Raw genomic sequence first — 22324 nt, forward strand, 5'->3', positions numbered from 1 at the left:
GACGCCATGCGGATGGAACGACTCGGCCGCGGCGGCACCGTCGATCGCGTTCTCGGTGCACTGGCAGAACGCGCCAGGATCCTCGCCATTCCCGGCCCGGCGGCACTGTCGGGCGAATGGTTCGGGGCGGCGGCCGTGCTCGTCCCGTCCGTGTCCGTCGAATCCGTCCCACCGGCGGAGGTCTTCTCCCTTCCGGCGGACGCTCCCGAACCCGGGGGTGACGATCGGCCGCTCATCGGGGGCGGACGCATCGGTTACCTCGCCTACCCGGATCGCATCCCGGACCGACCCGCACTGCCCCTCGCCGCGAGCGGGTGGACCGACACCGTCCTGCGTCTCGACGCCGACGGGTGCTGGTGGTACGAGACGCTCGGCACCGCACCCTGCCCCGACGATCTCGCCGCGGCGGTCCTCACCGCACCGTCGAACACCGATGCATCTCCGACGGCTGCCCCACATGCCGGCTGGCACATCGACTGGACACCACCGCCTCGCGACGAGCACCGCCGCGGCGTAGAACGCTGTCTCGACGCGATCCGCGCCGGCGAGGTGTACCAGGCGTGCGTGTGCACGCGGTTCACCGGCCGGTGGGACGGCGATCCGCTGGCGTTCTTCGCCGACGGGATCTCCCGGACTGCCCCGGCGCGCGCCGCCTACCTGCAGGGATCGTGGGGTGCGGTCTCGTCGCTCTCGCCCGAACTGTTCGTCTCCCTCCGCGGCGACACGCTGCGGTCGAGTCCGATCAAGGGCACCCTCCCCCGCTCCGCCGACCCCGCCGGGCTACGGGCGTCGGTCAAGGATGTCGCCGAGAACGTGATGATCGTCGATCTCGTCCGTAACGATCTCGGCCGCGTCGCCGAGACCGGTTCGGTGCGGGTCGAGGATCTGCTGACCGTGCGGCCCGCCCCCGGCGTGTGGCATCTGGTGTCCACCGTGGCGGCGGAGCGGCGACCGGGCGTGACGGTCGCCGACGTGCTCGACGCGGCGTTCCCGCCCGCATCGGTCACCGGCTGCCCGAAGCTCCGCGCCCGGACGCTGCTCACCCGGTGGGAGGGTTCCGCGCGCGGTGTCTACTGCGGCACCGTCGGCATGTCGAGTCCGATCGCCGGCACCGAACTGAATGTCGCGATCCGCACCGTCGAGTTCGGCCACGACGACACCGGCAACGGCGTGTGCGCCCTCGGTGTGGGAGGCGGCATCACCATCGACTCCGATCCCGACGCCGAATGGCAGGAATGCTTGGACAAGGCCGCCAGCATCCTCGCGCTCGGCGACGCGCGGGCAGGCGCTCAGCACACCTCGTCGGGAGGAGCCGGCAACTCGTAGCGGTCGAGTACCTCGTCGAGTCGCACCGAGGTGGAACGGCAGATGCGGGCCACGACGGCGTCGGCGTCGAGCCCCCACGTGCGGAGCAGACCGTCGCCGCCGCCGGCCACGATGGTGCCGTCGGGCGCGAAGGTCACCTGCCATCGTCCCGTTCCCATGTCGGTGACCGGGCCACCGATCTCGTGCATGCCATCCGGGTCGGCGACGTCCCACAACCGGACGGTGCCGTCGTCGCTGCCGCTGACCGCGCGGGTGCCGTCCGGCGTGATCGAGACGGAGTAGACGGTGCCGGTATGGCCGCTCAACCGGGTTTCGCGCGCCACGAAGTCTCCGGACTCTGCGCGGTCCCAGACCACCACGTCGTGGTCGTCCCCGCCGGTCACCAGCACGTCGCTCGACCCGCCGAAGGCCACGGTGTTCACCCCGGTTGCGTGCCCACCCGAGACGGTCACCCGTGTCGGAGAGCGCGGATCGGTCACGTTCCAGGCATAGATCTCGCTGTCGGCGCTCGTGACCACGAGGCTTCGGCCGTCGGGGCTGACGGCGGCACTGCGCACGAGATTCTTCGGCCCCGTCAGCGGTTCGCCCCACGGCACCGGTTCGGCGGGATCCGCGATGTCCCACAACTGCACCGAGAAGTCGTCGGCGCCGGTCACGAGGGTCGTTCCGTCGGGTCCGAACGCCAGCGCGGAGGTGAACCTCGTGTCGAGCGGCACCGGCTCGCCGAACGGCTTCGGTGTCGCCGGATCGCGCACGTCCCACAGTTGCACGCTGCCCCCGGAGGTCGGTGCCGTGGCCAGGATCGTGCCCGAGGGCGAGAGCGCGCACACGTACGCACCGCCGAGCGGGCGCGGCAACGCGATCCCCCCGGCGCGGTTCCAGTCGCCGCCCTGACCGACGCGCCAGAGCGTGACATCCGGTCCATAGCTGCCGGTCGCGACGAGGTCTCCGGCACGATCGATCGCCGGCCTGGTCAGCGCTCCGTCGGCGACCGCCATCCGGGTCTGCGGCATCGTCCACACCCGGACGTTGGAATCCTGTCCGCCGGTGACGACGGTGGTGCCGGTCGGGCTCACCGCGAGCGTGGGCACGCCACCCCCGTGCCCGGTCAGTGGCGGGCCGATCTCGTCGAGGGTCCGTGTCGAGGGGTCGAGGTCCCACAGTTTCGCGGTGCCGTCCCAGGACGCGCTCGCCAGTGTGCGTCCGTCGGGGAGGAACGCGATGTTCCAGACGCCACCGGTGTGGGCGTTCACGGGTACCCCCAGCGGGCGGGCCGCGCGCGGATCGGTGGTGTCGAACAGGTGCAGTACACCGTCGTCGCTGCTCGCCGCGAGGATCGTGCCGTCGCCGTTGAAGCTCACCGAATGCGCGACGTCACCGAAACCGGTGAGCGGCTCACCGAGCGGCACCGGCCGCGACGGCGTGCTCACGTCCCACAGTCGGACGGTGCGGTCGTCACTGGACGTGGCGAGAACCTGGCCTCCGGGACGGAAGGCCACCGTCCGCACACCACCGTCGTGGTCGTCGATCAAGGTGACGGGGAACCGGCCCGATCCGGGATCCGAGGTGTCGACGAGCGCGACGTGCCCGTCGTCGTAGGGCACGGCGAGCACCCGGCCGTTGGGCGAGTACCGCACGTTGTGCACGGCGCCGCCGGCGTAGACCTGCCGGTCGAGTACCACGCGCGGCGCGGCACGATCGGACGCGTCGTAGATCCACACACCGCCGTCACCTGCACCGATCGCGAGGAAACGGCCGTCGGGGCTGAACGAGACCGACGCCATGTACTTCGACGACAACTGCAACGGCTCGCCCACCGCGACCGGTTCGTCGCCGTCGAGCGCCCACAGGCGGACGGTGCCGTCGTCGCTCGCCGACGCGAGGGTGGATCCGTCGGGTGAGACGACGACGCCGTAGACCGGCCCGGTGTGTCCGCTCAGCGTGTAGGCGAGGGGCACCGCCTGGCTGGCGATGAGCCTCGAGTACGCGACCGGGTTGTCGGGCTGGAGTTCGGCCGCGACGAGCGCCAGATTCGCCGAGGTGGTGGGGTCCTCGTCGCGCAGGGAGTCGGACAGCGCGACGATCTGCTGGAACTGCGCGGTGCTCCGTGCCGTCTCGGCCCGTCCCTTCGCGTCCCAGGCCAGACCGGTCATGACGAACGCGATGATCGTGGACAGCGCCATCGCGGCGATGCCGACACGCCGGGTCCGTGTCTCGCGGGCGATCTGCCGGCGGGAGGCGTCGAGGAAGGCCACGGCGGTAGGGCTGAGCGCGACCGGTCCGCGCCGATCCTCGGGGGTGCCCGCCGTGGCAAGCTGTGGATTCTGCTCGGTCACGACATCCATGCGTCCGCGCTGGTAGAGCAGTTCCCGGTTGCGTCCGGAGGCGAGCCAGGTCGATGCGTCGGCCTCGATCTGCTGTCGCAGGGCAGCGCCGGCGCGGTCCTGTTGGATCCACGACTTGAGTCGGGGCCACGCGTCGATCACCGCGTCGTGGATGAGTTCGACGTAGTCGGCGTCGACGACGAGCACACGTGCCGACACGAAATGGTCGAGGACGCGCTTCGACGCGTCGCGATCCTCGCCGCCCACTGCGAGAAGTTCGTTCAGCGACCGGGCGATCTTGACGTCCGTGCCGGTCGTGGTGACGTACACCAGGTGGACGAGCATCGAGCGGGCACGGGCCCGGTCGGCATCGTCGGCAAGCCTCTCCCATGCCCGTTCGGCGCCGGCGGCGACGGATCCACGGACCCCGCCGGTCGCGCGGTAGGCGGCGACGGTGAGCGTGCCCCCGCTGCGCTTGTCCCACAGCGAGTCGAGCAGGTGGGAGAGCAGGGGAAGCTCGGTGCCACTGATCTCACCGTCGGCCAGACCCGTGAGGTCGTGGAGGATGAGGTCGACGAGGCCGGGTTCGAGGCGGACCCCCACGAGCTTGGCGGGAGCGGTGATGACCTCGACGAGATCGTCGCGGTCGAGGGGCTGGACGGTCTTGGTCCGCCGCTCGAGGGCCCGCGCGAGCACCGGGGTGGCCACTGCCTGGTCGTAGAAGTCCGACCGCATCGTCGCGACGACGAGGGCGGGCGCGTCGCCGTGGGAACAGGTCGACGCCGTCTCGAGCAGGGTGAGGAATGCGGTGCGCAGAGCGACGTCGCTGCACTGGGTGAACAGTTCCTCGATCTGGTCGACGACGATCAGCAGCAGCGACGTCGACGTGCGCGAGGTCGCGGCACGCAGGGCCGCGTGTACGGCGGTGTGGTCGGCGGGGTCGCCGACGTCGGCCAGCTCGGGGAGCGCGTCGACCAGGCGTGCGACCGGGTCGGTGCCGGGGGTGAGGACCACGGGGTGGCAGTCGGGCGTGGAACACAGCTGCGGAATGAGACCGGCCTGCACGAGCGAGGACTTGCCGACGCCGGAGGCACCTGTCACCACAACCGGGCCCTGTCCATGGGAGGCGGTCACCACGTCGGCGAGGGTGCGCACGCTCTGGGTGCGCCCGAAGAACAACCGGGCATCGTTCTGTCGGTAGGACGCGAGCCCCTTGTACGGGCGGACGCCGGGCGGCACCGATGCCGATGCCGATTCCTTGGTGCGCGGAGCGTTCGCCTGCCCGCGCGCGGCCTTCCACCAGTTCTCCCACTGCTTCAGGGAGTACAGACCGGGAGCCGGTGGTTCGGCGTTGAGTTCCCGAGCCGCGCGGATGAGGACGACGAGCACCGGATGCACCGACTCGAAGTTGGCCGGCATCCGGTTGCCGCTGCGCCAGTCGCTGACCCGCTGGACGGAGACGGTCCGGTCGCTGCCCACCGCCCGGGCGACGGTCGCGGCCTCCGAGACGACCTTCTTGAGGGCGGGACGACCGGCTGCGGCGAACAGCATCCGCAGCTGGTCGGCGAAGAACTGACGTTGCGCCGAACCAGGCTTTCCGCTGGTGTCTGACATCCGTTCCGCGCCCTTCGTACTCCCGTTCCCCGCGTGTAAACATCCGCTGCGGAAAAATTCCTCACCACGCCTGAGCAGGGATGATACCGGTTCCGCGCCGGTCGGTATTTTCAGTCCCAGCCAATGACACGGAAGAGTGGTCACCACGCAAGGTTCGACCTTGCAGCGTGGGGCGGGGGCCTCCACGCCGATAGGGACTGACGAGGGGTAGTTCCGGGTCGGCGTGGAGGCATGCTCCACATACGTTGAGGGCCCCGCATCGCGGGGCCCTTTCCCGTTTTTCCGGTTACTTGACGGTGTCGGGATCGTCCATCGCGACGGGGTTGCCCAACAGGTACGGGTCGCGATCGAGATAGGCCTTCGTCTCCCGCGCAATCAGACCCGACAGCACCAGCAGACCGATCAGGTTCGGCAGGGCCATGAGGCCGTTCATCACATCGGAGAAGTTCCAGACCACCTCGAGCTGGGTGGTGGCACCGATGAATACCACGATCACGAAGATCGCACGGTAGGGCACCACGCCGCGGCGACCGACGAGACGCTCGACGCACCGCTCGCCGTAGTACGACCAGCCGAGGATCGTCGAGAAGGCGAAGAAGACGACCGAGACGGCGACGATCCAGTGACCCCAGTCCCCGCCGAGGCCGTCGGCGAAGCCTGCCGACGTCATGGCAGCGCCCTGCTCGCCGGACTCCCAGGCTCCGGTGGTGACGATGACCAGGCCGGTGAAGGTGACGACGATGATCGTGTCGATGAACGTCTGGGTCATCGACACCAGGCCCTGACGGACCGGGTGGGTGGTCTGGGCGGCCGCGGCGGCGATCGCCGCGCTGCCCATGCCCGACTCGTTCGAGAAGATGCCGCGGGCGACGCCGTAGCGCAGCGCGATCATGAAGACCGATCCGATGAAGCCGCCGGTGGCCGCGGTGCCGGTGAAGGCGTCGGTGAAGATGAGCGCGAAGGCGTCGGGGATCTGCGTGAAGTTGACCGCGAGGACGATGATGCCGGCGCCGACGTACAGGAGGATCATCGCGGGCACGAAGGCGGCGGTGACCCTGCCGATGGACTTGATGCCGCCGAGCAGGACTGCGGCAGCGAGCACCGTCATGAGCACACCGCTGATCCAGGTCGGGACACCGAAGGTGTCGTCGAGCTGGGTGGCGACGGTGTTTGCCTGGGTCATGTTGCCGATACCGAAGCTGGCGAGCACGGCGAACACCGCGAACAGCAGGCTCAGGACGAGACCGGCCTTGTTGGGGATGGCGCGGGCGAGGTAGTACTGCGGACCACCGCTCTGCTCACCCTTGGCGTCGGTCGTGCGGTACTTCACGCCGAGGAACGCCTCGGAGTACTTGCTCGCCATGCCGACCAGGCCGGTGACCCACATCCAGAACAGCGCGCCGGGCCCACCGAAGTAGATCGCGGTGCCGACACCGGCGATGTTGCCCACGCCCACCGTCGCGGCGAGCGCGGTGGTCAGTGCCTGGTATTGGGAGATGTCGCCTTCGGTGGCGCCTTCGTCGTGGCGGGTGATCAGACCCAGCCGCAGTGCGGGCCACAGTTTGCGGAACTGGACGCCCCTCAGCCGGATCGTGAGCACGAGGCCCGTACCCAACAGCAGCGGGATGAGCAGGTACGGCCCCCACACCACGCCTGCCACCTCGACGAGGAAATCGTTCACCGAATCCATCCGCGTCCTCCTGATCGTCCGAAGCCCCCGACAGCGTCCGACCGGCCGGTGCCGGTGACGTCTGCATTCGGGACGCGGCAGAGTCTAGGCTTCCGTGGCACGCAGTGTCTCCGGACCCCACAGCGCGTCCGATATGCGGTTTTCTCGATCGGTGTGCGGCAGACCTCGTCAGTCGCGACGCGCCTCCGGCACCGCGTCAGTCGTGACGCGCTTCCAGCAACCGCGTCAGTCGCGACGCGCTTCCAGCACCGCGTCGTACAGTTCGCGCTTCGAGACCGTCGCGCCGGACGACTTCGACGCGGCCTCGGCTACGACGGCGCAGGCATCCTTCAGCCGCATCCCGTCCTCGACCTTCCGTTCCACCTCGTCGACGAGGTCGACGGGGTCGGTGGCCACCGCGACCGCCCCTTCGAGCACCACGGTGATCTCACCGCGCGCGCCTTCGACGGCCCACTCGGCGAGCTCCGCGAGCGTGCCGCGGCGCACTTCCTCGTAGGTCTTGGTGAGTTCGCGGCAGACGGCGGCGCGACGGTCGCTGCCGAGTACGTCGACGGCGTCGGCCAGGCACGCCGCGAGCCGGTGCGGTGCCTCGAAGAACACCACGGCCCGGGGTTCCTGAACGAGCGTTCCGAGCCACGCGCGTCGCTGGCCCGGCTTGCGAGGTGGGAACCCGTCGAAGCAGAACCGCTCGACCGGCAGACCCGACAGGGCGAGGGCGGTGGTCACGGCCGACGGACCGGGCAGGCAGGTCACCGGCAGACCGGCTTCGACGCACGCCGCGACGAGCCGGTAGCCGGGATCGCTCACCGACGGCATACCTGCATCGGTGACGAGCAGGACGGTGCGGCCCTCCTCGATGTCGGTGACGAGACCCGGCAGCCGCGACACCTCGACCTGGTCGTAGAAGCTCACGACCCGCCCGGTGAGGGTGACGCCGAGCGCCGCGGCGAGTGCCTTGGTGCGGCGGGTGTCCTCTGCGGCGATCACGTCGGCGGTGCCGAGTGCGTCGCGGAGACGCGCCGAGGCGTCACCGATGTCTCCCATCGGGGTGGCGGCCAGCACGAGCCGGCCCTCTCCCGGATTCGCGCCCTGGACCGGTTTGGCTGCCTGCATACGGCTCAGCCTACGATCGGAACGTGACCGTGACGGACCGCAGCCCTTCACAGGCCCCCGGCCGTGGTCCGTCGGCAGCGCGGGATCGTCGCCTTCTCGGTCCCGGCCCGTTGGTGCCCGGACCCGAGCCTCTCCCCGGAGATCGGGCGCGCGGCTGGGTCGTCACCGCCTTCGTCACGGCGCTCGCCGCGATCACGCGGTTCACGATGCTCAACTACCCCACCGACGCGAAGACGCCGGTGTTCGACGAGAAGCACTACGCCCCGCAGGGTTGGCAGGTGCTCACCGGGGGTTGGATCGAGGACAACCCCGGTTACGGGCTCGTCGTGCATCCGCCCGTCGGCAAACAGATGATCGCGATCGGTGAGGCACTGTTCGGATACACCGCGTGGGGCTGGCGTTTCTCGGCCGCGGCGGCCGGTGTCGTGCTCGTCCTGCTGGTCGTGCGGATCGTGCGGCGGCTGACCCGGTCGACGATGCTCGGCGCGGTCGCCGGTCTGCTGCTCGTCGTCGACGGGGTGACCTTCGTGTCGTCCCGCCTCGGCATGCTCGACATCTTCCAGGCGGTCTTCGTCGTCGCCGCCTTCGGGTGCCTGATCGTCGACCGCGACGACGTGCGTGCCCGCATGGCGAAGGTGCACGCCGAGGGTCGTGTCCTCGACAGTGTGTGGGGTCCCCGTTTCGGTGTGCGCTGGTGGCGCTTCGGCGCGGGCATCCTGCTGGGTCTCGCGGTGGGTACCAAGTGGTCGGGCCTGTACTTCATCGCGTTCTTCGGGCTGATGTCCGTGGCCTTCGACCTCGCGACGCGTCGCGCGTACCGGGTGCAGCGACCGTGGGTCGGGACGGCCCTGCGCGATATCGGCCCGGCGCTGTACGCCCTCGTGCTCGTCCCGCTCGGGGTCTATCTGTCGACCTACTGGGCGTGGTTCGCGAGCGAGACCGGCGTCTACCGTCACGCGGTCGGCTCGCGGATCGGTCACGACGGAATGTTCTCCTTCGTTCCCGACGCGCTGCGATCGCTCTGGTACTACAGCGCGAGCGTCCTCGAGTTCCACTCCGGCCTGACGAACTCGGCCGGCAATCAGCACCCCTGGGAGTCGAAGCCGTGGACGTGGCCGATGGGGCTGCGACCGATGCTGTACTACTTCGCCGACGGCGAGCGGATCAGCGGGTGCGACGCGGAGCAGTGCGTCAAGGCCGTGATGCTGGTCGGAACGCCGGCGCTGTGGTGGGTGTCGTTGCCGGTGCTCGGGTGGGGACTGTGGCAGCTGCTCGTCCGCCGCGACTGGCGGTGGGCCGCGGTGCTCACCGGTTACGGCGCGGGGATCCTGCCGTGGTTCGCGAGCCTCGACCGGCAGATGTACTACTTCTACGCGGTGCCGATGGCACCCTTCCTGGTGATGGGTGTCGCGCTGGTGCTCGGTGACATCCTCGGGTCGCCGCACGCCTCGACGGAACGGCGGACGACCGGGTTGCTCGTGGTGTGCCTGTACGTCGGGCTCGTCGTCGCGAACTTCGTGTGGTTGTGGCCGATCCTCACGGCGCTGCCGATCACGCCGGAGCACTGGAACGACCAGCTGTGGCTCCCCAGCTGGCGCTGAGGAGAGTTCGAGTTCAGTTCGGTTCGTCGAGCACGCTGCCCTCGGGCAGCTCGACGTCGTGTTCCCTGTCGGAGCCGTAGCGGACGCCGTCGAAGCGACGCGCGAATCGCTCGTCGACGACCGTGAGGAAGCCCTTGAGTCGCTGGAGCAGCTCGGACAGGTGGCGGGGCACGAACGGATCGCCGAGCAGGTCGACGGTGGCGACGAGCCGGTCCTCGACGAGCACCACCTTGATGTGCGGCCACGTCCGGTTCAGTTCGGTGAGCTCGGCCAGGGCGTGGGTGCGACCGCCGGCGGGCGCGGTTCCCGGGGTGTCGTCCTCGGGGATCGCGTGCAGCAGCGGTGCCCACAGCCTGATGCTGCCGTCGTCGTCGATCACGACGAAGACCACCTGGGAGTCGAGGACGACGACGAAGTCGCCGTCGGCGTCGACCGGCACCGGGCGTCCGAGGGCGTGCGCGAGCGCGTCGCTCACACGCTCGCGTAGGTCGCCGAGGGCGGACGGCGGGTGCGCCTGCAGGAAGGCCGGATGCGGCACCTTCCCACGACCGCGCAGCACCGACACGATGTGCCTGGCGAGCATGCCGGCCTCGGACACGGACCGGGTGACCGGCTCCGATCCGGTGACCTCGACCGTGGCGCCTCCGCCGGAAGTCGCCAGCACCCGCACGCAGGCCGCGGGCCCCGAGACGGTCTCGGCGTGCAGCTCGAAAGTGTCGGATCCGGCGAGTTCGGAGATGCGCCGGGCCAGCTGCGAGGCGTAACGGGCCCAATCGCGGTCGAGGGCCTCGTCGAATCGGTCGGTGTCGGTCACGCGCACTCCTCTCGAAGAGCAACTGCCGGGCAGGCGACACCGTACTCGGAGTGGGCGACAACTCACCGCAGGCACGCGGCGTCGTGTGTCACCCGTGATGCCGCCGTCCGATTGCTGCCCACACCGCGACCCGCGACCCGCGTTCGAGGATGTCGACGATTGCGAATCCTGCCTGTGCGAGAACGGTGCTCACCGTCATCGAGACGGTTCCGGTGTCCTCTCCCGGCCCTGCCTCGTCGATCACCCACAATTGCCCGTCGTCGGCCAGCAGTGGGGCGAGGGCGGCCACGGCGGCGGTGTCCTCGCGGAATTCGGGGATGTCGAGTGCGTAGATACGGTCGAACTTCTCCTGGCGGGTGAACTCGTATGCGCGGGTCGCCGAGGGGGCCACGCGCATGCGGCCGTGGGGACCGACGTGCTCGGCGACCACGGCGGAGGCGGGCCCGGTGTCGATCGCGAGGACGGACGTGCCCGGACGCGCATCGAGGACGTCGAGCAGGAACCCGACGCCCTCGATGTGGGACCGCTCGGTCATTCGACCTTGCGCAGTGTCCGTTTCCTGCGCCCGCCCGTGATCAGGGGGTCGCGCTGCAGATCCCGGTACAGCGACACGCACAGGCCGATCATCACGAGAAGGAAGGGGGCTGCAGCGATGATCGTCATCGTCTGCAGGGCGTTGAGCGCTTCCTCGCCGCCGCTCCACAGCAGCAGTGCCGCGACACCACCGGTGAGTCCGCCCCAGAAGACCACGACGCCGCGATTCGGCGCGAGGGTGCCGCGTTGACTGAGGCTGCCCATCACCATCGACGCGGAGTCGGCTCCGGAGATGAAGAAGATGGCGATGAGGAGCATCGCGACGACCGTGGCGATACCGGTGAGCGGAAGGTTGCCGAGCACCCCGAACAGCTGTCCTTCGACGCTGTCGGCACCCGCGATGTCCAGGCCGTCGAGTTGCTGTCCGATGCCGGCGCCGCCGAACACCGAGAACCAGATGAGGCTGACGAGGCTCGGGACGAGGATGACACCGACGACGAACTCGCGGATGGTGCGGCCGCGGCTGATACGGGCGAGGAACATGCCGACGAAGGGTGCCCACGAGACCCACCACGCCCAGTAGAAGATCGTCCAGCTCGACAGCCACTCACCTGCGGCCTCGTTGGAGGCGGCCGTGCGCGCCGACATGCGGGCGAACTCCGCGGCGTAGGCACCGAGGGTGGTGGGCACGAGGTTGAGGATGAAGACGGTGGGTCCGAGCACGAACACGAAGATCGCCAGTATCGCGGCGAGCACCATGTTGATGTTCGACAGGTATTGGATGCCCTTGGCGACACCCGTGACCGCGGACGCGATGAACGCGAGCGTGAGCAGTGCGACGATCGCGACGAGCAGCATCACTCCGGCCGTTTCGAGCCAGCCGGTGACCTCGAAGCCCGAGCCGATCTGCAGCGCGCCCAGGCCGAGCGACGCCGCGGTGCCGAACAGGGTCGCGAACAGGGCGAGGATGTCGATGACCTTGCCGAGCGGACCTTCGGCCCGGCGTCCCAGCAGCGGGATGAACGCCGAGCTGATGAGCTGCTTGCGCCCCTTGCGGAAGGTGCCGTACGCGATGGCCAGACCCACCACGGCGTAGATCGCCCAGGGATGCAGGCTCCAGTGGAACATCGAGGTCGCCATCGCGACGCCGGTGCCGCCGTTGCTGCCCGGTGGCGGCTCGACGAAGTGCGAGAGCGGTTCGGCGACGCCGAAGAACATCAGGCCGATGCCCATGCCGGCGGCGAACATCATCGAGATCCAGCTGACCGTGCGGAACTCCGGCTTCTCGTCGTCCTTGCCGAGCGGGATGCGGCCGTAGCGGCTCACCGCCAGCCAGAGCGCGAAGAACACGAATCCGCTCGCCGTGAGCACGAACAACCAACCGAACTCGACGACGATCCAGTCGAGGATGCTCCCGGTGACGGTCCCGAAGTTCTCGGTGGCGGCCAGGCCCCACACCACGATCGCCGCGACCAGCGCGGCAGCGACGCCGAAGACGACTTTGTCGGTCTTCGGCGGATGCGCCGCGGAGGCGGCTACTTCGGAAGCAGGAGCGCCCGAGACCTCGTCGATCTCCTCGGACCCGGGCCGATCACCAGGGACGTTCATGCGAACAAACCTTGCAAGTTTCGGGCGCCTGCGGAGCGGAATCGCCGAACCCGAGAAAATCGTCACATTTCGGACGCGACATGCATACTCTGCGCGCTCCCGCAGATCGGCAGGTCAGCCCGCGCGCAGAGCGGCCGAGACGAATTCGAGGATCTCCTCGTCGGACATCCCGAGTGCCCTCACCTCGGCGACGTACTCGTGGGTGGATCGCTGGGCTCGCGTGCGGGTGGGATCGCCGGTGTCGGCGACGAATGTCCCCGCCCGCCCGCGGGCCTCGAGCACGCCCAGCTTCTCGAGTTCCCGATAGGTCTTGGCGACCGTGTTCGGTGCGATGCCGAGGGTGTCGGCGAGGCCCCGGACGGTGGGCAGCTTGGAACCTGCGATCAGCTCACCATCGTGTACCAGCTCGACGATGCGCCGGCGCAGTTGCTCGAACGGCGGGACGGGCGAGTCGGGATCGATGGTGAGGTCGAGCATTCTCGCAGGTTATCAGCGCTCGGTGACCTTGACCGGCGCTTCGGCGGAGGGCGCGTCGGCAGGGGCGGTGTTGTAGCTGCCGGTCTCGAGGAGGTCGCGGATCTGGATGAGCAGATCGGTCTCGCTCAGCGGCTCGTCCTCGGGATCCTTCTCCGGCGCGAAGCGGGCCTTGGCGGCATTGACCGGCACGATGAGCACGAAGTAGACGACGGCGGCGATGATGAAGAAGTTGATCGCCGCGGAGATGACGGCACCGAGGTTGACGAAGGTCGCGTCGTTCGACGAGAGCAGGCGGAAGCCGAAGCCCATCTCGTTGTCGCCACCCACAGCGGCGACCAGCGGGTTCACGATGTGATCGGTGAACGCCGTGACGATGGACGTGAACGCCGCGCCGACGACCACTGCGACGGCGAGTTCGACGACGTTTCCGCGCAGCAGGAAATCCTTGAAACCTTTGAGCATCGTGCTCCGTGCCTTTTCTGAGAGAGAATTCGAAAAACTTCAGGGCGCGGAAATCGTAATAACGCTTCCCAGCAGCTTCAACAGGGACGAATCGGGCAACACGGCCGCGGGTGGCACCTGAATACGGACTGTGTCAGGGCAGAATCGGGCCATGGCAACCACGGCGACGATCTATCACAACCCGCGCTGCAGCACGTCACGCAACACTTTGGCGCTGCTGAAGGAGAACGGACTCGAACCCACGGTCATCAAATATCTCGAGACTCCGCCTTCCCGCGACGAGCTGCGGTCGCTGCTCGATGCGGCAGGTCTCACACCGAGTCAGGCGATCCGGAAGAAGGAATCGCTCTACAAGGAGCTGAACCTCGCCGAGGCGTCCGAGGACGAACTGCTCGACGCGATGGTCGCGAACCCGATCCTCATCGAACGTCCGCTGGTCGTCACCGACAAGGGCACCGTGCTCGCGCGTCCGGTCGACAAGGTGCGCGAGATCCTCTGACGGCAGCTACAGGGCCGCACGCGAGAGCGGGCACGACATGCATCGCGGACCGCCGCGGCCGGAACCGAGTTCCGACCCGGCGATCCGCAGCACTTCGACCCCCGAGTCCTCGAGACGGGTGTTCGTCTCGACATTGCGTTCGTACGCGACGACGACGCCGGGCGCGACGGCGAGCGTGTTGTTCCCGTCGTCCCACTGCTCACGCTCGGCGACAACGGAATCCAGACCGGTGTCGATGACGCGCAGTTTCTCGATCCCCATCGCGTCGGCGGCGGCCTCGAGGAAGGGGCGCGGCCCCGATATCTGCACCGCACCGTTCTCGCGGCGGATGGCGAACGCCTGCAGGCTGTCCCGGATCGCCGGATACATCACGACCGCGTCGACGTCGACCATCGTGCACACGGTGTCGAGGTGCATCGACGCCCGCCGCTGCTCGATCGGGACCGCCAGCACGGTGTGCGCGAGCCCGTCGTCGAAGACGCTGCGCGCCAACGCTTCCGCACCGGCCGGACTCGTCCTCTCCCCCACTCCGACGGCGACGACGCCGGGCGCGAGCAGCAACACGTCGCCGCCCTCGACCGGCGCGGTGTGCGATTCGTACGCGCGTCGCACGTGGAGGAACTGCGGGTGGAAGGCGTAGATGAGGTCGGTGAGGCTGGTCTCGCGCCGGCGCGCAGGCAGGGCCAGGTTGGGGATCGCGACGCGCGATCCGAGCCAGAACGACGAATCACGCGTGAAGAGCAGGTTCGGCAGCGGTGCGATCGCGAAATCGGAACCGTGGTGCATCAGGCGCACGAGGGACGGGGCAGCGCCGTTGCCCACCGCGGGCAGTTCGTCGAAGGTCATGCCCGCGATGAGGATCCGGGCGAGCTCGGCAGCGGGCAGGGCACGCAGATGGCCCGTCAGTTCCTCCGCGAGCGCATAACCGAGACGCTGCGCGTCGACGGCCGACGACACGCTCTGCACCCGCGCGGCGCCACTGGCCTCGAGTGTCTCGGTGAGCAGGTCGGCCAGCAGGAACACCTCGACCCCGCGGCTGCGCAGCAACTCGGCGAAGGCGTCGTGTTCCTCCTGGGCGCGCGCCACCCACGGCAGGGCGTCGAAGAGCAGCTGGTCGTTGTTGCGGGGCGTGAGGCGTTCGAGTTCGGCGCCGGGCCGGTGCAGCATCACGGCGCGGAGTTCACCGACTTCGGACTCGACACCCCAGCGATGACTCATATGCTCACGGTATCGCGCAGGACGGCGGCAACCGGGTCAGGCGCGTCGAGTACGGCGACAACGATTGCGAAGAACACACCGAGAACACGAGGGAGATTTCATGGCCGACGACCCGCTCGGGTGCCTGGCACCGTTCGCCGGGCGCTGGACCGGAGGTGGCGACGGCCACTATCCCACCATCGACGACTTCGCGTACGACGAGACGATCGAGTTCGCCACCATTCCCGGCAAGCCCTTCCTGATGTACGTCAGCCGTACGCGGCACCGGACGGAGGGACGCCCGCTGCACACGGAGAACGGCTACCTGCGCCGCAGCGGCGACGATGTCGAACTGCTCGTCTCGCAGCCCACCGGGTTCGTCGAGATCCAGCGGGCCCGGCCGAAGGGCGGCGTGCTGGACTTCACCACCCTCACCCTGGAGCGCTCACCCGACGCCAAACCGGTGCGCGAGGTCCGGCGGCGGTTCGAGGTCGACGGCGACGTGCTGGTCTACGACTTCTGGATGGCCCACGCCGACACCCCGCTGACGCATCACCTGCACGCCGAACTGCGCCGCGCGTCGGAATGATTCGGAAGAATCGTCACTTGGTGCCGACGACGCGACGGAAGTAGTCGTTGGCGGCCTGCATGACGAGGTTGTAGGGCGGCGCGAACTTGCGGGCCCACCAGTAACCGAACCGGGTGTCGAACGACGTGTAGACCATGAATCGGTTCTTCAGGATGCCGGCGACGATGCGTTCGGCCACCTTCTCGGGGGTCGCGGCATGCCGGACGAACCGTTGGGTGAGCTTGCGGACCTCGGGGCGGTCGCGGTCGACACCGACGATCTGCACGGTGTCGACCAGCGGTGTCCGCACGGCCCCCGGGACGACGAGCGAGACACCGATGCCGTCGCGTCTGAGGTCGAACCGCAATACCTCCGACACTCCGCGCAGACCGAATTTGCTTGCACTGTAGGCGGCGTGCCACGGCAGAGCGAGCAGCCCGGCGGCAGAGGAGACGTTGACGATGTGCCCGCCGCGACCGGCCTCGATCATGGCCGGCACGAAGTTCTCGATGACGTGGATGGGCCCCATGAGGTTGACGTCCACCATGAGCTTCCAGTGCTCGTGCTTCAGCCGGTCGACCGTGCCCCACACCGACACTCCGGCGACGTTGGCGACGATGTCGAGCGACCCGCACGCCTCGTGCACGTCGCGGGCGAAGGCGGTGACGGCCTCGTAGTCGGAGATGTCGAAGGCGGCCGAGTGCAGCACGGTGCCGCCGCGTTCACGAACGCTGCGGACGACCTCCTCGAGGGCCTCCTCCTGCAGGTCGGTGAGCACCAGCCGGGCCCCGCGATCGGAGGCCGCATAGGCCAGGGCGCGGCCGATTCCGCTGGCCGCGCCGGTCACAAGGAACTTGGTGCCGCGCAGGTCGGTGATCGCCATGGCGACACCCTAACGTCGCCGTGACGACACGAGGCTCCGGCGCGCCACGGGATAAGACCGGATGCGCCGGAGCGAAGCGATTCGTGTGGCCGAGCGAAACGACCTGTGAGCCGGAGCGCGCGGCTCCGGCGGATGGAACTCGCAGAATCGAACTCAGAGCCGCTGTGCCATCTCCTCCTGGTATTCCCGAATCGTGCGCTCGATCATCTCGACATCGTCGTGGCGATTCTCGCTGCGCGCGAGGTCGGCGCGCTCGCGCAGTACCCGGATCGCCCGACGCAACTCGTCGTCACTCATCCTGTGGTCCATGCCACACAGTCTGCCGGGTTCGGCGTGGACCCGCCAGCGAATGGCCCCGCATACGACGAAAGCCCCGCCGAGGGCGGGGCTTTCGGGGGTGGAGCTGAGGGGAATCGAACCCCTGACCTCTTCGATGCGAACGAAGCGCGCTACCAACTGCGCCACAGCCCCGTAGGTTCCGAGGGAACCGACTCGCAAACTCTAGCAAACCACCCCGTCCATCACGAAATCGGAGTGTCGGCGCAGGTGACGGGCGATTTCGTGGCCTGCTCCGAAGACGGGTCGGGGCCCGCACCGAGTCGGTGCGAGCCCCGCCGGAAGCATCGTCGGACGTTCATTCCCCCACTGCGCGGGGAACGACGTAGTCGCCGGGCTCGTCGCCGCCGTCGCTCACTCGGACGTCGTAGCCGTGGTCGATGCCGTAGTCGTCCTCGTAGCGATCGAGATGTTCGAACTCCGGATCCTCGTCGTCGACCTCGAGGACCACGGCCCCCGGGCGACGCAGGCGCTGCGGAACGTCGTCGTGTCCGCCGCGGCCCCCTGCGCGGGACCGCTGCAGTCGCGCGAGCCGACGCCGCCGGATCTCCTGCTCGAGACGCACCTGGCGCCGCAAATAGAACAGGTAGGCGACGAGAGCCACGGCCGCGAGACCGGCGAGCCACCACATGACCGACGAGACGATCAGGGCGAGCGCCGACGTCATGATCGCGGCGATCAGCAGGCCGAGGACGGCCCGCTGACGGAATTCGTATCGTGCGGCACTGGCGACCGCATCGGCGTGCGGGTCGAATCCGCCGCGGCCTCGGCGCTGCGGTGCGTGTGCGCGCACGGGCTCACGGTCGGGTGCTGCTTCGTCGTGGACGTCGGCCTCGTCGGAATCGATCTCCGGCCTGTCGTCGAGTTCAGTGTTCATGCGGTCCTCCGCGGGGGTGCGGTGCGTGCGGTCACGACTCGGACGCCAATGAGGATCGCTGCGGTGTCCGGCGGCCGGTCCCCGAGGGGTGATCGGCTCGTCGTCTCCGCGGTGCAGAACTCGAGTTGCGAGAGCGGCGTCGGTCGTCTGCCGGATTCGAGGACGCTTCGTGACCAGCATGGGCACCAGAACGAACAACCACACGGCAACGAGCCCGATCCACAGAAGCGAGTTCGGCATCCGGTGGTCCTCCCTCCAGTCGTCGCCCTACCAGCCCGTCGACGCCACCGACCTACATGAGGCTAACGGCATCACTGCGCTTACCTGTACAGAAACGCCGACTCAATCGACTACAGAAGTCACTCGAGTCACGCGAAACCAACTGACACTTTCTTCACTCTAATCACAGAGATCCCACACGCGCTGGGGATTGTTACTCGAGTTGCGAGTAACCTGCGTTACATAACGGACGAACCCGACTCGAGACGGGAAGGGGTCAGGACCAGGTCGCGCGACCGGCACGGACGAGACGGTCCGAGACCGAGCCCGGCACCTCCTCGACCGTCATCGCGACCAGCAGATGGTCGCGGAATCGGCCCTGGACGTCGAGGTAGCGCTTCAACAGACCTTCCTCGCGGAAGCCGACGTTGCGCAGCACCGCGCGACTGGGCTCGTTCTCGGGCCGCACGGTGGCCTCGACGCGGTGCAGCCCGACCGGGCCGAAGCAGTGGTCGAGCCCGAGGGCGACGGCGGCGGTCGCGACACCGAGGCCGTTGACCTCCTTCTCCACCCAGTAGCCGATCCAGGCCGAGCGCAGCGCTCCGCGCACGATGTTGCCCACCGTCAACTGACCGCAGAACCTGCCGTCCAGCTCGATGGCCATCGGCAGCATCAGGCCTTTGTGAGCCTCCGACCGCAGGCTCCGATAGAGCCCCGGCCACACCGAGATGTGGTGCCGCATGTCCCATGGCGCCTCACCGGTCGGCTCCCACGGCTCGAGATGCGCACGATCACGCAGACGCAGGCGGCTCCATGCCGCGGCATCGCGCAGTCGGATCGATCGGACGGTCACCACTCCCCCGGCCACCCGCAGCGGCCCCAGTTCGGCCGGCCAGCCGGGATGACGGGACATCAACCACGCTGCCCGAGGAACGCCACGTCCACCGGATCTCCCGTGCGGATCTCGGAGACCTCGGGGTCGACGATGACGAGACAGTTCGCCTCGGCGAGGGTCGCGAGCAGGTGCGACGACGAGCCCGCGGCGCCGCCGAGCGCCTGCACGAGATAGTCGCCCGTCGTCTCGTCGCGCATGAGCTGGCCGCGCAGGAAACCCTTGCGACCGGGGATCGAGGTGATCGGGGCAACCGTGCGTGCCGAGACGACACGGCGCATCGGCTGGCGCCGGCCGAGCGCGATGCGGATCAACGGCCGGACCATCACCTCGAAGACGACGAGCGCGCTCACCGGGTTGGCGGGCAGCAGGAAGGTCGGCACCTCGTCACGGCCGAGACGCCCGAAGCCCTGAACCGAGCCCGGATGCATCGCGATCCGCTCGACGCCCAGCTCCCCGAGATCGGACAGTGCCTCGCGGACCTCCTCGAGCGCACCACCGCCCACGGCACCGGCGATCACGACGATCTCGGCGCGGATCAGCTGGCCCTCGACGACCTCGCGCAGCCGCTTCGGATCGGTACTCGCGATCCCGACCCGGTTGACGTCGGCACCGGCGTCGCGCGCAGCCGCGGCCAGCGCGTAGGAGTTGACGTCGTAGACCTGCCCCGGTCCGGGCGTGCGGTCGACGTCGACGAGTTCGCCGCCGACGGAGATGACCGACAGTCGCGGCCGCGGATGGACGAGCACCTTGTCGCGGCCGACCGCGGCGAGCAGACCCACCTGGGCGGCCCCGATGATCGTCCCGGCGCGCACCGCGATGTCGCCCGGCTGGACATCGTCGCCGGTGCGACGCACGTAGTCGCCCGAACGCACCGGCTCGAGCACCTTGATGCGTGCGGCACCACCGTCGGTGTTGTCGAGCGGCAGCACCGCGTCGGCGAGCGTCGGCAACGGCGCACCGGTGTCGACACGCACCGCCTGACGGGGCTGGAGACGGATCGGCTGACGCGAACCGGCACGCACCTCGCCCACGACCGGCAGCGTCACCTCGGCGGGTGCGGACCCACCGTCGGTCTCGGCCGGGGCCTGGACGTCCACGCTGCGCACGGCGTATCCGTCGATCGCCGCCTGGTCGAATCCGGGCAGGGGTCGCTCGGTGACCACTTCCTCCGCACACAGCAGACCCTGCGCCTCGGAAATGGCCACCCGGACCGGCCGGGGTGCGACTGCCGCCGCCGTGACCCTGGCCTGCTGATCCTCAACCGACCGCATACCGCTTCTCGTCCTCCAGCCCGTCCTGCAGTCAGCGCTTCAGGCGCTCGAGGAGCCACTCGCGCAGCGAGGGCCCGTACTCTTCCGTGTTCAACGCCGAGTCAACCGCAGCGCGCAGATAGCCCCCGGGATTTCCGAGGTCGTGTCGGGTGCCGCGGTGCACCACCACGTGGACGGGATGACCCTCGGAGATGAGCAGGGCGATCGCGTCGGTGAGCTGCAGTTCTCCCCCGGCTCCGGGCTCGATGCGACGCAGTGCGTCGAAGATCGCCCGGTCGAGCAGGTAGCGGCCGGCGGCGGCGAAAGTCGACGGTGCGTCCTCCACGGCCGGCTTCTCGACCATGCCGAGCACCTTGAGCACGTCGGGGTTGGCGGCATCCGGCACGACCTCGACGTCGAAGACGCCGTACGCGCTGACCTGATCCTTGGGCACGTCGATCGCGCACAGCACGGAACCGCCACGCTTGGCGCGGACACGCTGCATCGTCTCGAGCACGCCCACCGGCAGCACGAGGTCGTCGGGCAGCAGCACGGCGATCGCGTCCTCGTCGGGATCGAGCGCCTCCTCGGCGCACGCCACGGCGTGACCGAGACCGAGCGGCTTCTCCTGGACCACGGACTCGACTTCGAGCAGCCCCTGGGCCTTGCGGACCTTGGCGAGGAGCTCGTACTTGCCCTTCTCCTCGAGCTTGGACTCGAGGACGAGGTCCTCGACGAAGTGCGCGACCACGCCGTCCTTGCCCGGCGCCGTCACGATGAGGAGGCGCTCGGCGCCCGACTCCGCGGCTTCACCCGCCACGAGCTCGATGCCGGGCGTGTCGACCACCGGAAGGAGTTCCTTCGGAACCGTCTTGGTCGCGGGAAGGAACCGCGTCCCCATACCTGCTGCGGGGACAACCGCGGTCTTGAAATGCCGCGTGCCTCCGGTCGTACTGTTCGTCATAGACTCCCACCCTAAACTTCGGCCACCGAGGACGGTGGTTCGGCGATCGTAAGGCGCAGACATGCCCCCACCCCCGAAAGCGGTCTGGCGTGACCGCATTCTTACAGCTCGGCGCGAGCTGAGTGCTGCGAGGCGCAGAATCGAGGACACCGCGCTCGCCACGGTGGCCTCGACGCTCGCCCCGGAGGGGTCGGTGGTGTGCGCATATGTGCCGGTGGGTTCGGAGCCCGGATCGATCGCGCTCCTCGATGCACTGACCGAGGCGGGAACGACGGTGCTCGTCCCGGTGACACGCACCGACGAACCGTTGTCGTGGGCCCGCTACATGGGCGAGAAGACGCTGATGGCGGCGGATTTCGGGCTGCGCGAGCCGGGTGGTGAGATCCTCCCGCCCGAGGCGGTGGCGAAGGCCCACACGGTGCTCGTCCCGGCCCTGGCGGTGGACGCGCGAGGCGTGCGGCTCGGCCGCGGCGCCGGCTTCTACGACCGCACCTTGCACCTCGCCTCGCCCGACGCCGTGATCATCGCGGTGGTCCGCGATGAAGAACTCGTCGACGAACTCCCCGAGGACCCCCACGACATCCGCATGGGATGGGCGCTGACACCCGGGAAAGGGCTGGTCCGGCTCGGTAGCGACGACCGTGCGGAACAACACACTCCCTAGCGCTGTTGGCACTGTCGGCGGTAGAGTGCCAAAACTGCAGTACGACGAATACTGCGGTTCGACGAACTGGCGGAGGATCAACCGGTGCCCACCTACTCATATGCCTGCACGGCCTGCGACAACAAGTTCGACATCGTGCAGTCCTTCAGCGACGACTCCCTGACCGAATGCCCGCAGTGCGAAGGCAAGCTGCGCAAGCTCTTCAACTCGGTCGGCATCGTGTTCAAGGGCAGCGGCTTCTACCGCACCGACTCCCGCAGCGGCAGCACCGCGAGCGAATCCGCGTCGACGAGCTCGAGCAGCTCCTCGTCGAGCGACAGCAGCTCGTCGTCGTCGAGCAGCACGTCCTCGGCTCCGGCGGCCGCCGCGAGCTGACCTTCCGGACTCCTTTGTCCACAGGCGGTCGAGT

Annotated in this window: 21 protein-coding genes and 1 tRNA gene; 6 read left to right on the plus strand and 16 right to left on the minus strand. The window is 68.8% G+C overall.

Annotated features, from left to right (window positions below; translation table 11 throughout):
• Positions 1-6 precede the first annotated feature (6 nt).
• Positions 7-1326, plus strand: coding sequence for an aminodeoxychorismate synthase component I (locus tag ACNJ7K_RS03655; RefSeq protein ID WP_487041217.1), 1320 nt, complete (start codon positions 7-9; stop codon positions 1324-1326).
• Here ACNJ7K_RS03655 and ACNJ7K_RS03660 read toward each other — a convergent pair.
• The 3 genes from ACNJ7K_RS03660 to rsmI all read right to left on the minus strand — a co-directional run bounded on the left by ACNJ7K_RS03660 (position 1290) and on the right by rsmI (position 8067).
• A complete protein-coding gene (locus ACNJ7K_RS03660) occupies positions 1290-5264 on the minus strand; it encodes an nSTAND1 domain-containing NTPase (RefSeq protein WP_192378726.1) in 3975 nt (1324 codons plus the stop codon). The two genes, ACNJ7K_RS03655 and ACNJ7K_RS03660, sit on opposite strands and share 37 nt — an antisense overlap.
• A gap of 286 nt (positions 5265-5550) precedes the next feature.
• A complete protein-coding gene (locus tag ACNJ7K_RS03665; RefSeq protein ID WP_159416470.1) occupies positions 5551-6954 on the minus strand; it encodes an alanine/glycine:cation symporter family protein in 1404 nt (467 codons plus the stop codon).
• A gap of 225 nt (positions 6955-7179) precedes the next feature.
• On the minus strand, positions 7180-8067 hold the full coding sequence (gene rsmI / locus ACNJ7K_RS03670) for a 16S rRNA (cytidine(1402)-2'-O)-methyltransferase (RefSeq protein WP_487041218.1): 888 nt from the start codon (positions 8065-8067) through the stop codon (positions 7180-7182).
• Between the two features lie 23 nt (positions 8068-8090).
• Here rsmI and ACNJ7K_RS03675 point away from each other — a divergent pair, with 23 nt between their 5' ends.
• Positions 8091-9668: a dolichyl-phosphate-mannose--protein mannosyltransferase gene (locus ACNJ7K_RS03675; protein ID WP_487041219.1), complete on the plus strand. Its 1578-nt coding sequence runs from the start codon at positions 8091-8093 to the stop codon at positions 9666-9668.
• A 13-nt stretch (positions 9669-9681) separates the two neighbouring features.
• Here the strand turns inward: ACNJ7K_RS03675 and ACNJ7K_RS03680 are convergent, their stop codons facing one another.
• The 5 genes from ACNJ7K_RS03680 to mscL all read right to left on the minus strand — a co-directional run bounded on the left by ACNJ7K_RS03680 (position 9682) and on the right by mscL (position 13563).
• Positions 9682-10482, minus strand: a complete 801-nt coding sequence (locus ACNJ7K_RS03680; protein ID WP_268655264.1) for a T3SS (YopN, CesT) and YbjN peptide-binding chaperone 1 — start codon at positions 10480-10482, stop codon at positions 9682-9684.
• An 88-nt stretch (positions 10483-10570) separates the two neighbouring features.
• Positions 10571-11017 carry a hypothetical protein gene (locus ACNJ7K_RS03685; RefSeq protein ID WP_487041220.1) on the minus strand — a complete coding sequence of 149 codons (447 nt, stop codon included), beginning with the start codon at positions 11015-11017 and terminating at the stop codon, positions 10571-10573.
• Positions 11014-12624, minus strand: a complete 1611-nt coding sequence (locus ACNJ7K_RS03690) for a BCCT family transporter (RefSeq protein WP_120281677.1) — start codon at positions 12622-12624, stop codon at positions 11014-11016. Before ACNJ7K_RS03690 ends, ACNJ7K_RS03685 begins: the two co-directional genes overlap by 4 nt.
• 114 nt (positions 12625-12738) lie before the next feature.
• Positions 12739-13101, minus strand: a complete 363-nt coding sequence (locus tag ACNJ7K_RS03695) for a GntR family transcriptional regulator (RefSeq protein WP_487041221.1) — start codon at positions 13099-13101, stop codon at positions 12739-12741.
• Positions 13102-13113: 12 nt separating this feature from the next.
• On the minus strand, positions 13114-13563 hold the full coding sequence (gene mscL, locus ACNJ7K_RS03700; protein ID WP_487041222.1) for a large conductance mechanosensitive channel protein MscL: 450 nt from the start codon (positions 13561-13563) through the stop codon (positions 13114-13116).
• A gap of 151 nt (positions 13564-13714) precedes the next feature.
• Between mscL and arsC the strand changes: the two genes are divergently transcribed.
• Complete coding sequence (arsC, locus tag ACNJ7K_RS03705) at positions 13715-14062, plus strand: arsenate reductase (glutaredoxin) (RefSeq protein ID WP_085468971.1); 348 nt, start codon at positions 13715-13717, stop codon at positions 14060-14062.
• A gap of 6 nt (positions 14063-14068) precedes the next feature.
• On the opposite strand, the gene arcA is transcribed toward arsC, so the two are convergent.
• Positions 14069-15280, minus strand: coding sequence for an arginine deiminase (gene arcA, locus ACNJ7K_RS03710; protein ID WP_120281674.1), 1212 nt, complete (start codon positions 15278-15280; stop codon positions 14069-14071).
• A 100-nt stretch (positions 15281-15380) separates the two neighbouring features.
• Here arcA and ACNJ7K_RS03715 point away from each other — a divergent pair, with 100 nt between their 5' ends.
• Positions 15381-15848 carry a heme-binding beta-barrel domain-containing protein gene (locus ACNJ7K_RS03715; protein ID WP_487041223.1) on the plus strand — a complete coding sequence of 156 codons (468 nt, stop codon included), beginning with the start codon at positions 15381-15383 and terminating at the stop codon, positions 15846-15848.
• A gap of 13 nt (positions 15849-15861) precedes the next feature.
• Here ACNJ7K_RS03715 and ACNJ7K_RS03720 read toward each other — a convergent pair whose 3' ends face one another.
• The 7 genes from ACNJ7K_RS03720 to ACNJ7K_RS03750 form a co-directional block, all read right to left on the minus strand.
• Entirely contained in the window at positions 15862-16710 is an 849-nt protein-coding gene (locus ACNJ7K_RS03720) for an SDR family oxidoreductase (protein ID WP_487041224.1), read from the minus strand.
• Positions 16711-16863: 153 nt separating this feature from the next.
• Complete coding sequence (locus ACNJ7K_RS03725; RefSeq protein WP_157788873.1) at positions 16864-17007, minus strand: hypothetical protein; 144 nt, start codon at positions 17005-17007, stop codon at positions 16864-16866.
• Positions 17008-17108: 101 nt separating this feature from the next.
• Positions 17109-17181: transfer RNA gene (locus tag ACNJ7K_RS03730), tRNA-Ala, on the minus strand.
• Between the two features lie 163 nt (positions 17182-17344).
• Entirely contained in the window at positions 17345-18163 is an 819-nt protein-coding gene (gene sepX, locus ACNJ7K_RS03735) for a divisome protein SepX/GlpR (protein WP_487041225.1), read from the minus strand.
• 256 nt (positions 18164-18419) lie between these two features.
• The gene (locus tag ACNJ7K_RS03740) at positions 18420-19055 is read right to left on the minus strand and encodes a GNAT family N-acetyltransferase (protein ID WP_059381672.1); all 636 of its coding nucleotides are present in this window, start codon (positions 19053-19055) and stop codon (positions 18420-18422) included.
• On the minus strand, positions 19055-20308 hold the full coding sequence (gene glp, locus ACNJ7K_RS03745) for a molybdotransferase-like divisome protein Glp (RefSeq protein ID WP_106200503.1): 1254 nt from the start codon (positions 20306-20308) through the stop codon (positions 19055-19057). Before glp ends, ACNJ7K_RS03740 begins: the two co-directional genes overlap by 1 nt.
• A 31-nt stretch (positions 20309-20339) precedes the next feature.
• Positions 20340-21251, minus strand: a complete 912-nt coding sequence (locus tag ACNJ7K_RS03750; protein ID WP_016692916.1) for a UTP--glucose-1-phosphate uridylyltransferase — start codon at positions 21249-21251, stop codon at positions 20340-20342.
• 61 nt (positions 21252-21312) lie between these two features.
• On the opposite strand from ACNJ7K_RS03750, the gene ACNJ7K_RS03755 reads away from it, so the two are divergent.
• Together ACNJ7K_RS03755 and ACNJ7K_RS03760 are read left to right on the plus strand one after the other, a co-directional pair.
• Positions 21313-21915, plus strand: a complete 603-nt coding sequence (locus ACNJ7K_RS03755) for a 5-formyltetrahydrofolate cyclo-ligase (RefSeq protein WP_413768688.1) — start codon at positions 21313-21315, stop codon at positions 21913-21915.
• Positions 21916-21999: 84 nt separating this feature from the next.
• Positions 22000-22290, plus strand: coding sequence for an FmdB family zinc ribbon protein (locus ACNJ7K_RS03760; protein WP_106200504.1), 291 nt, complete (start codon positions 22000-22002; stop codon positions 22288-22290).
• The last annotated feature ends 34 nt before the right edge of the window (positions 22291-22324 follow it).

Origin of the sequence: Rhodococcus shunpengi (assembly GCF_048381395.1) — a bacterium.
Classification (GTDB): Bacteria; Actinomycetota; Actinomycetes; order Mycobacteriales; family Mycobacteriaceae; genus Rhodococcus.

Bases quoted from the DNA above. Each gene is read 5' to 3' on its own strand.
- ACNJ7K_RS03695 (WP_487041221.1), bottom strand. From the start codon at position 13,101: ATGCTCGACCTCACCATCGATCCCGACTCGCCCGTCCCGCCGTTCGAG.
- arsC (WP_085468971.1), top strand. From the start codon at position 13,715: ATGGCAACCACGGCGACGATCTATCACAACCCGCGCTGCAGCACGTCA.
- ACNJ7K_RS03665 (WP_159416470.1), bottom strand. From the start codon at position 6,954: ATGGATTCGGTGAACGATTTCCTCGTCGAGGTGGCAGGCGTGGTGTGG.
- ACNJ7K_RS03755 (WP_413768688.1), top strand. From the start codon at position 21,313: ATGCCCCCACCCCCGAAAGCGGTCTGGCGTGACCGCATTCTTACAGCT.
- sepX (WP_487041225.1), bottom strand. From the start codon at position 18,163: ATGCCGAACTCGCTTCTGTGGATCGGGCTCGTTGCCGTGTGGTTGTTC.
- ACNJ7K_RS03690 (WP_120281677.1), bottom strand. From the start codon at position 12,624: ATGAACGTCCCTGGTGATCGGCCCGGGTCCGAGGAGATCGACGAGGTC.
- mscL (WP_487041222.1), bottom strand. From the start codon at position 13,563: ATGCTCAAAGGTTTCAAGGATTTCCTGCTGCGCGGAAACGTCGTCGAA.
- arcA (WP_120281674.1), bottom strand. From the start codon at position 15,280: ATGAGTCATCGCTGGGGTGTCGAGTCCGAAGTCGGTGAACTCCGCGCC.
- ACNJ7K_RS03740 (WP_059381672.1), bottom strand. From the start codon at position 19,055: ATGTCCCGTCATCCCGGCTGGCCGGCCGAACTGGGGCCGCTGCGGGTG.
- rsmI (WP_487041218.1), bottom strand. From the start codon at position 8,067: ATGCAGGCAGCCAAACCGGTCCAGGGCGCGAATCCGGGAGAGGGCCGG.
- ACNJ7K_RS03655 (WP_487041217.1), top strand. From the start codon at position 7: ATGCGGATGGAACGACTCGGCCGCGGCGGCACCGTCGATCGCGTTCTC.
- ACNJ7K_RS03685 (WP_487041220.1), bottom strand. From the start codon at position 11,017: ATGACCGAGCGGTCCCACATCGAGGGCGTCGGGTTCCTGCTCGACGTC.
- ACNJ7K_RS03725 (WP_157788873.1), bottom strand. From the start codon at position 17,007: ATGAGTGACGACGAGTTGCGTCGGGCGATCCGGGTACTGCGCGAGCGC.
- ACNJ7K_RS03720 (WP_487041224.1), bottom strand. From the start codon at position 16,710: ATGGCGATCACCGACCTGCGCGGCACCAAGTTCCTTGTGACCGGCGCG.
- ACNJ7K_RS03750 (WP_016692916.1), bottom strand. From the start codon at position 21,251: ATGACGAACAGTACGACCGGAGGCACGCGGCATTTCAAGACCGCGGTT.
- glp (WP_106200503.1), bottom strand. From the start codon at position 20,308: ATGCGGTCGGTTGAGGATCAGCAGGCCAGGGTCACGGCGGCGGCAGTC.
- ACNJ7K_RS03660 (WP_192378726.1), bottom strand. From the start codon at position 5,264: ATGTCAGACACCAGCGGAAAGCCTGGTTCGGCGCAACGTCAGTTCTTC.
- ACNJ7K_RS03715 (WP_487041223.1), top strand. From the start codon at position 15,381: ATGGCCGACGACCCGCTCGGGTGCCTGGCACCGTTCGCCGGGCGCTGG.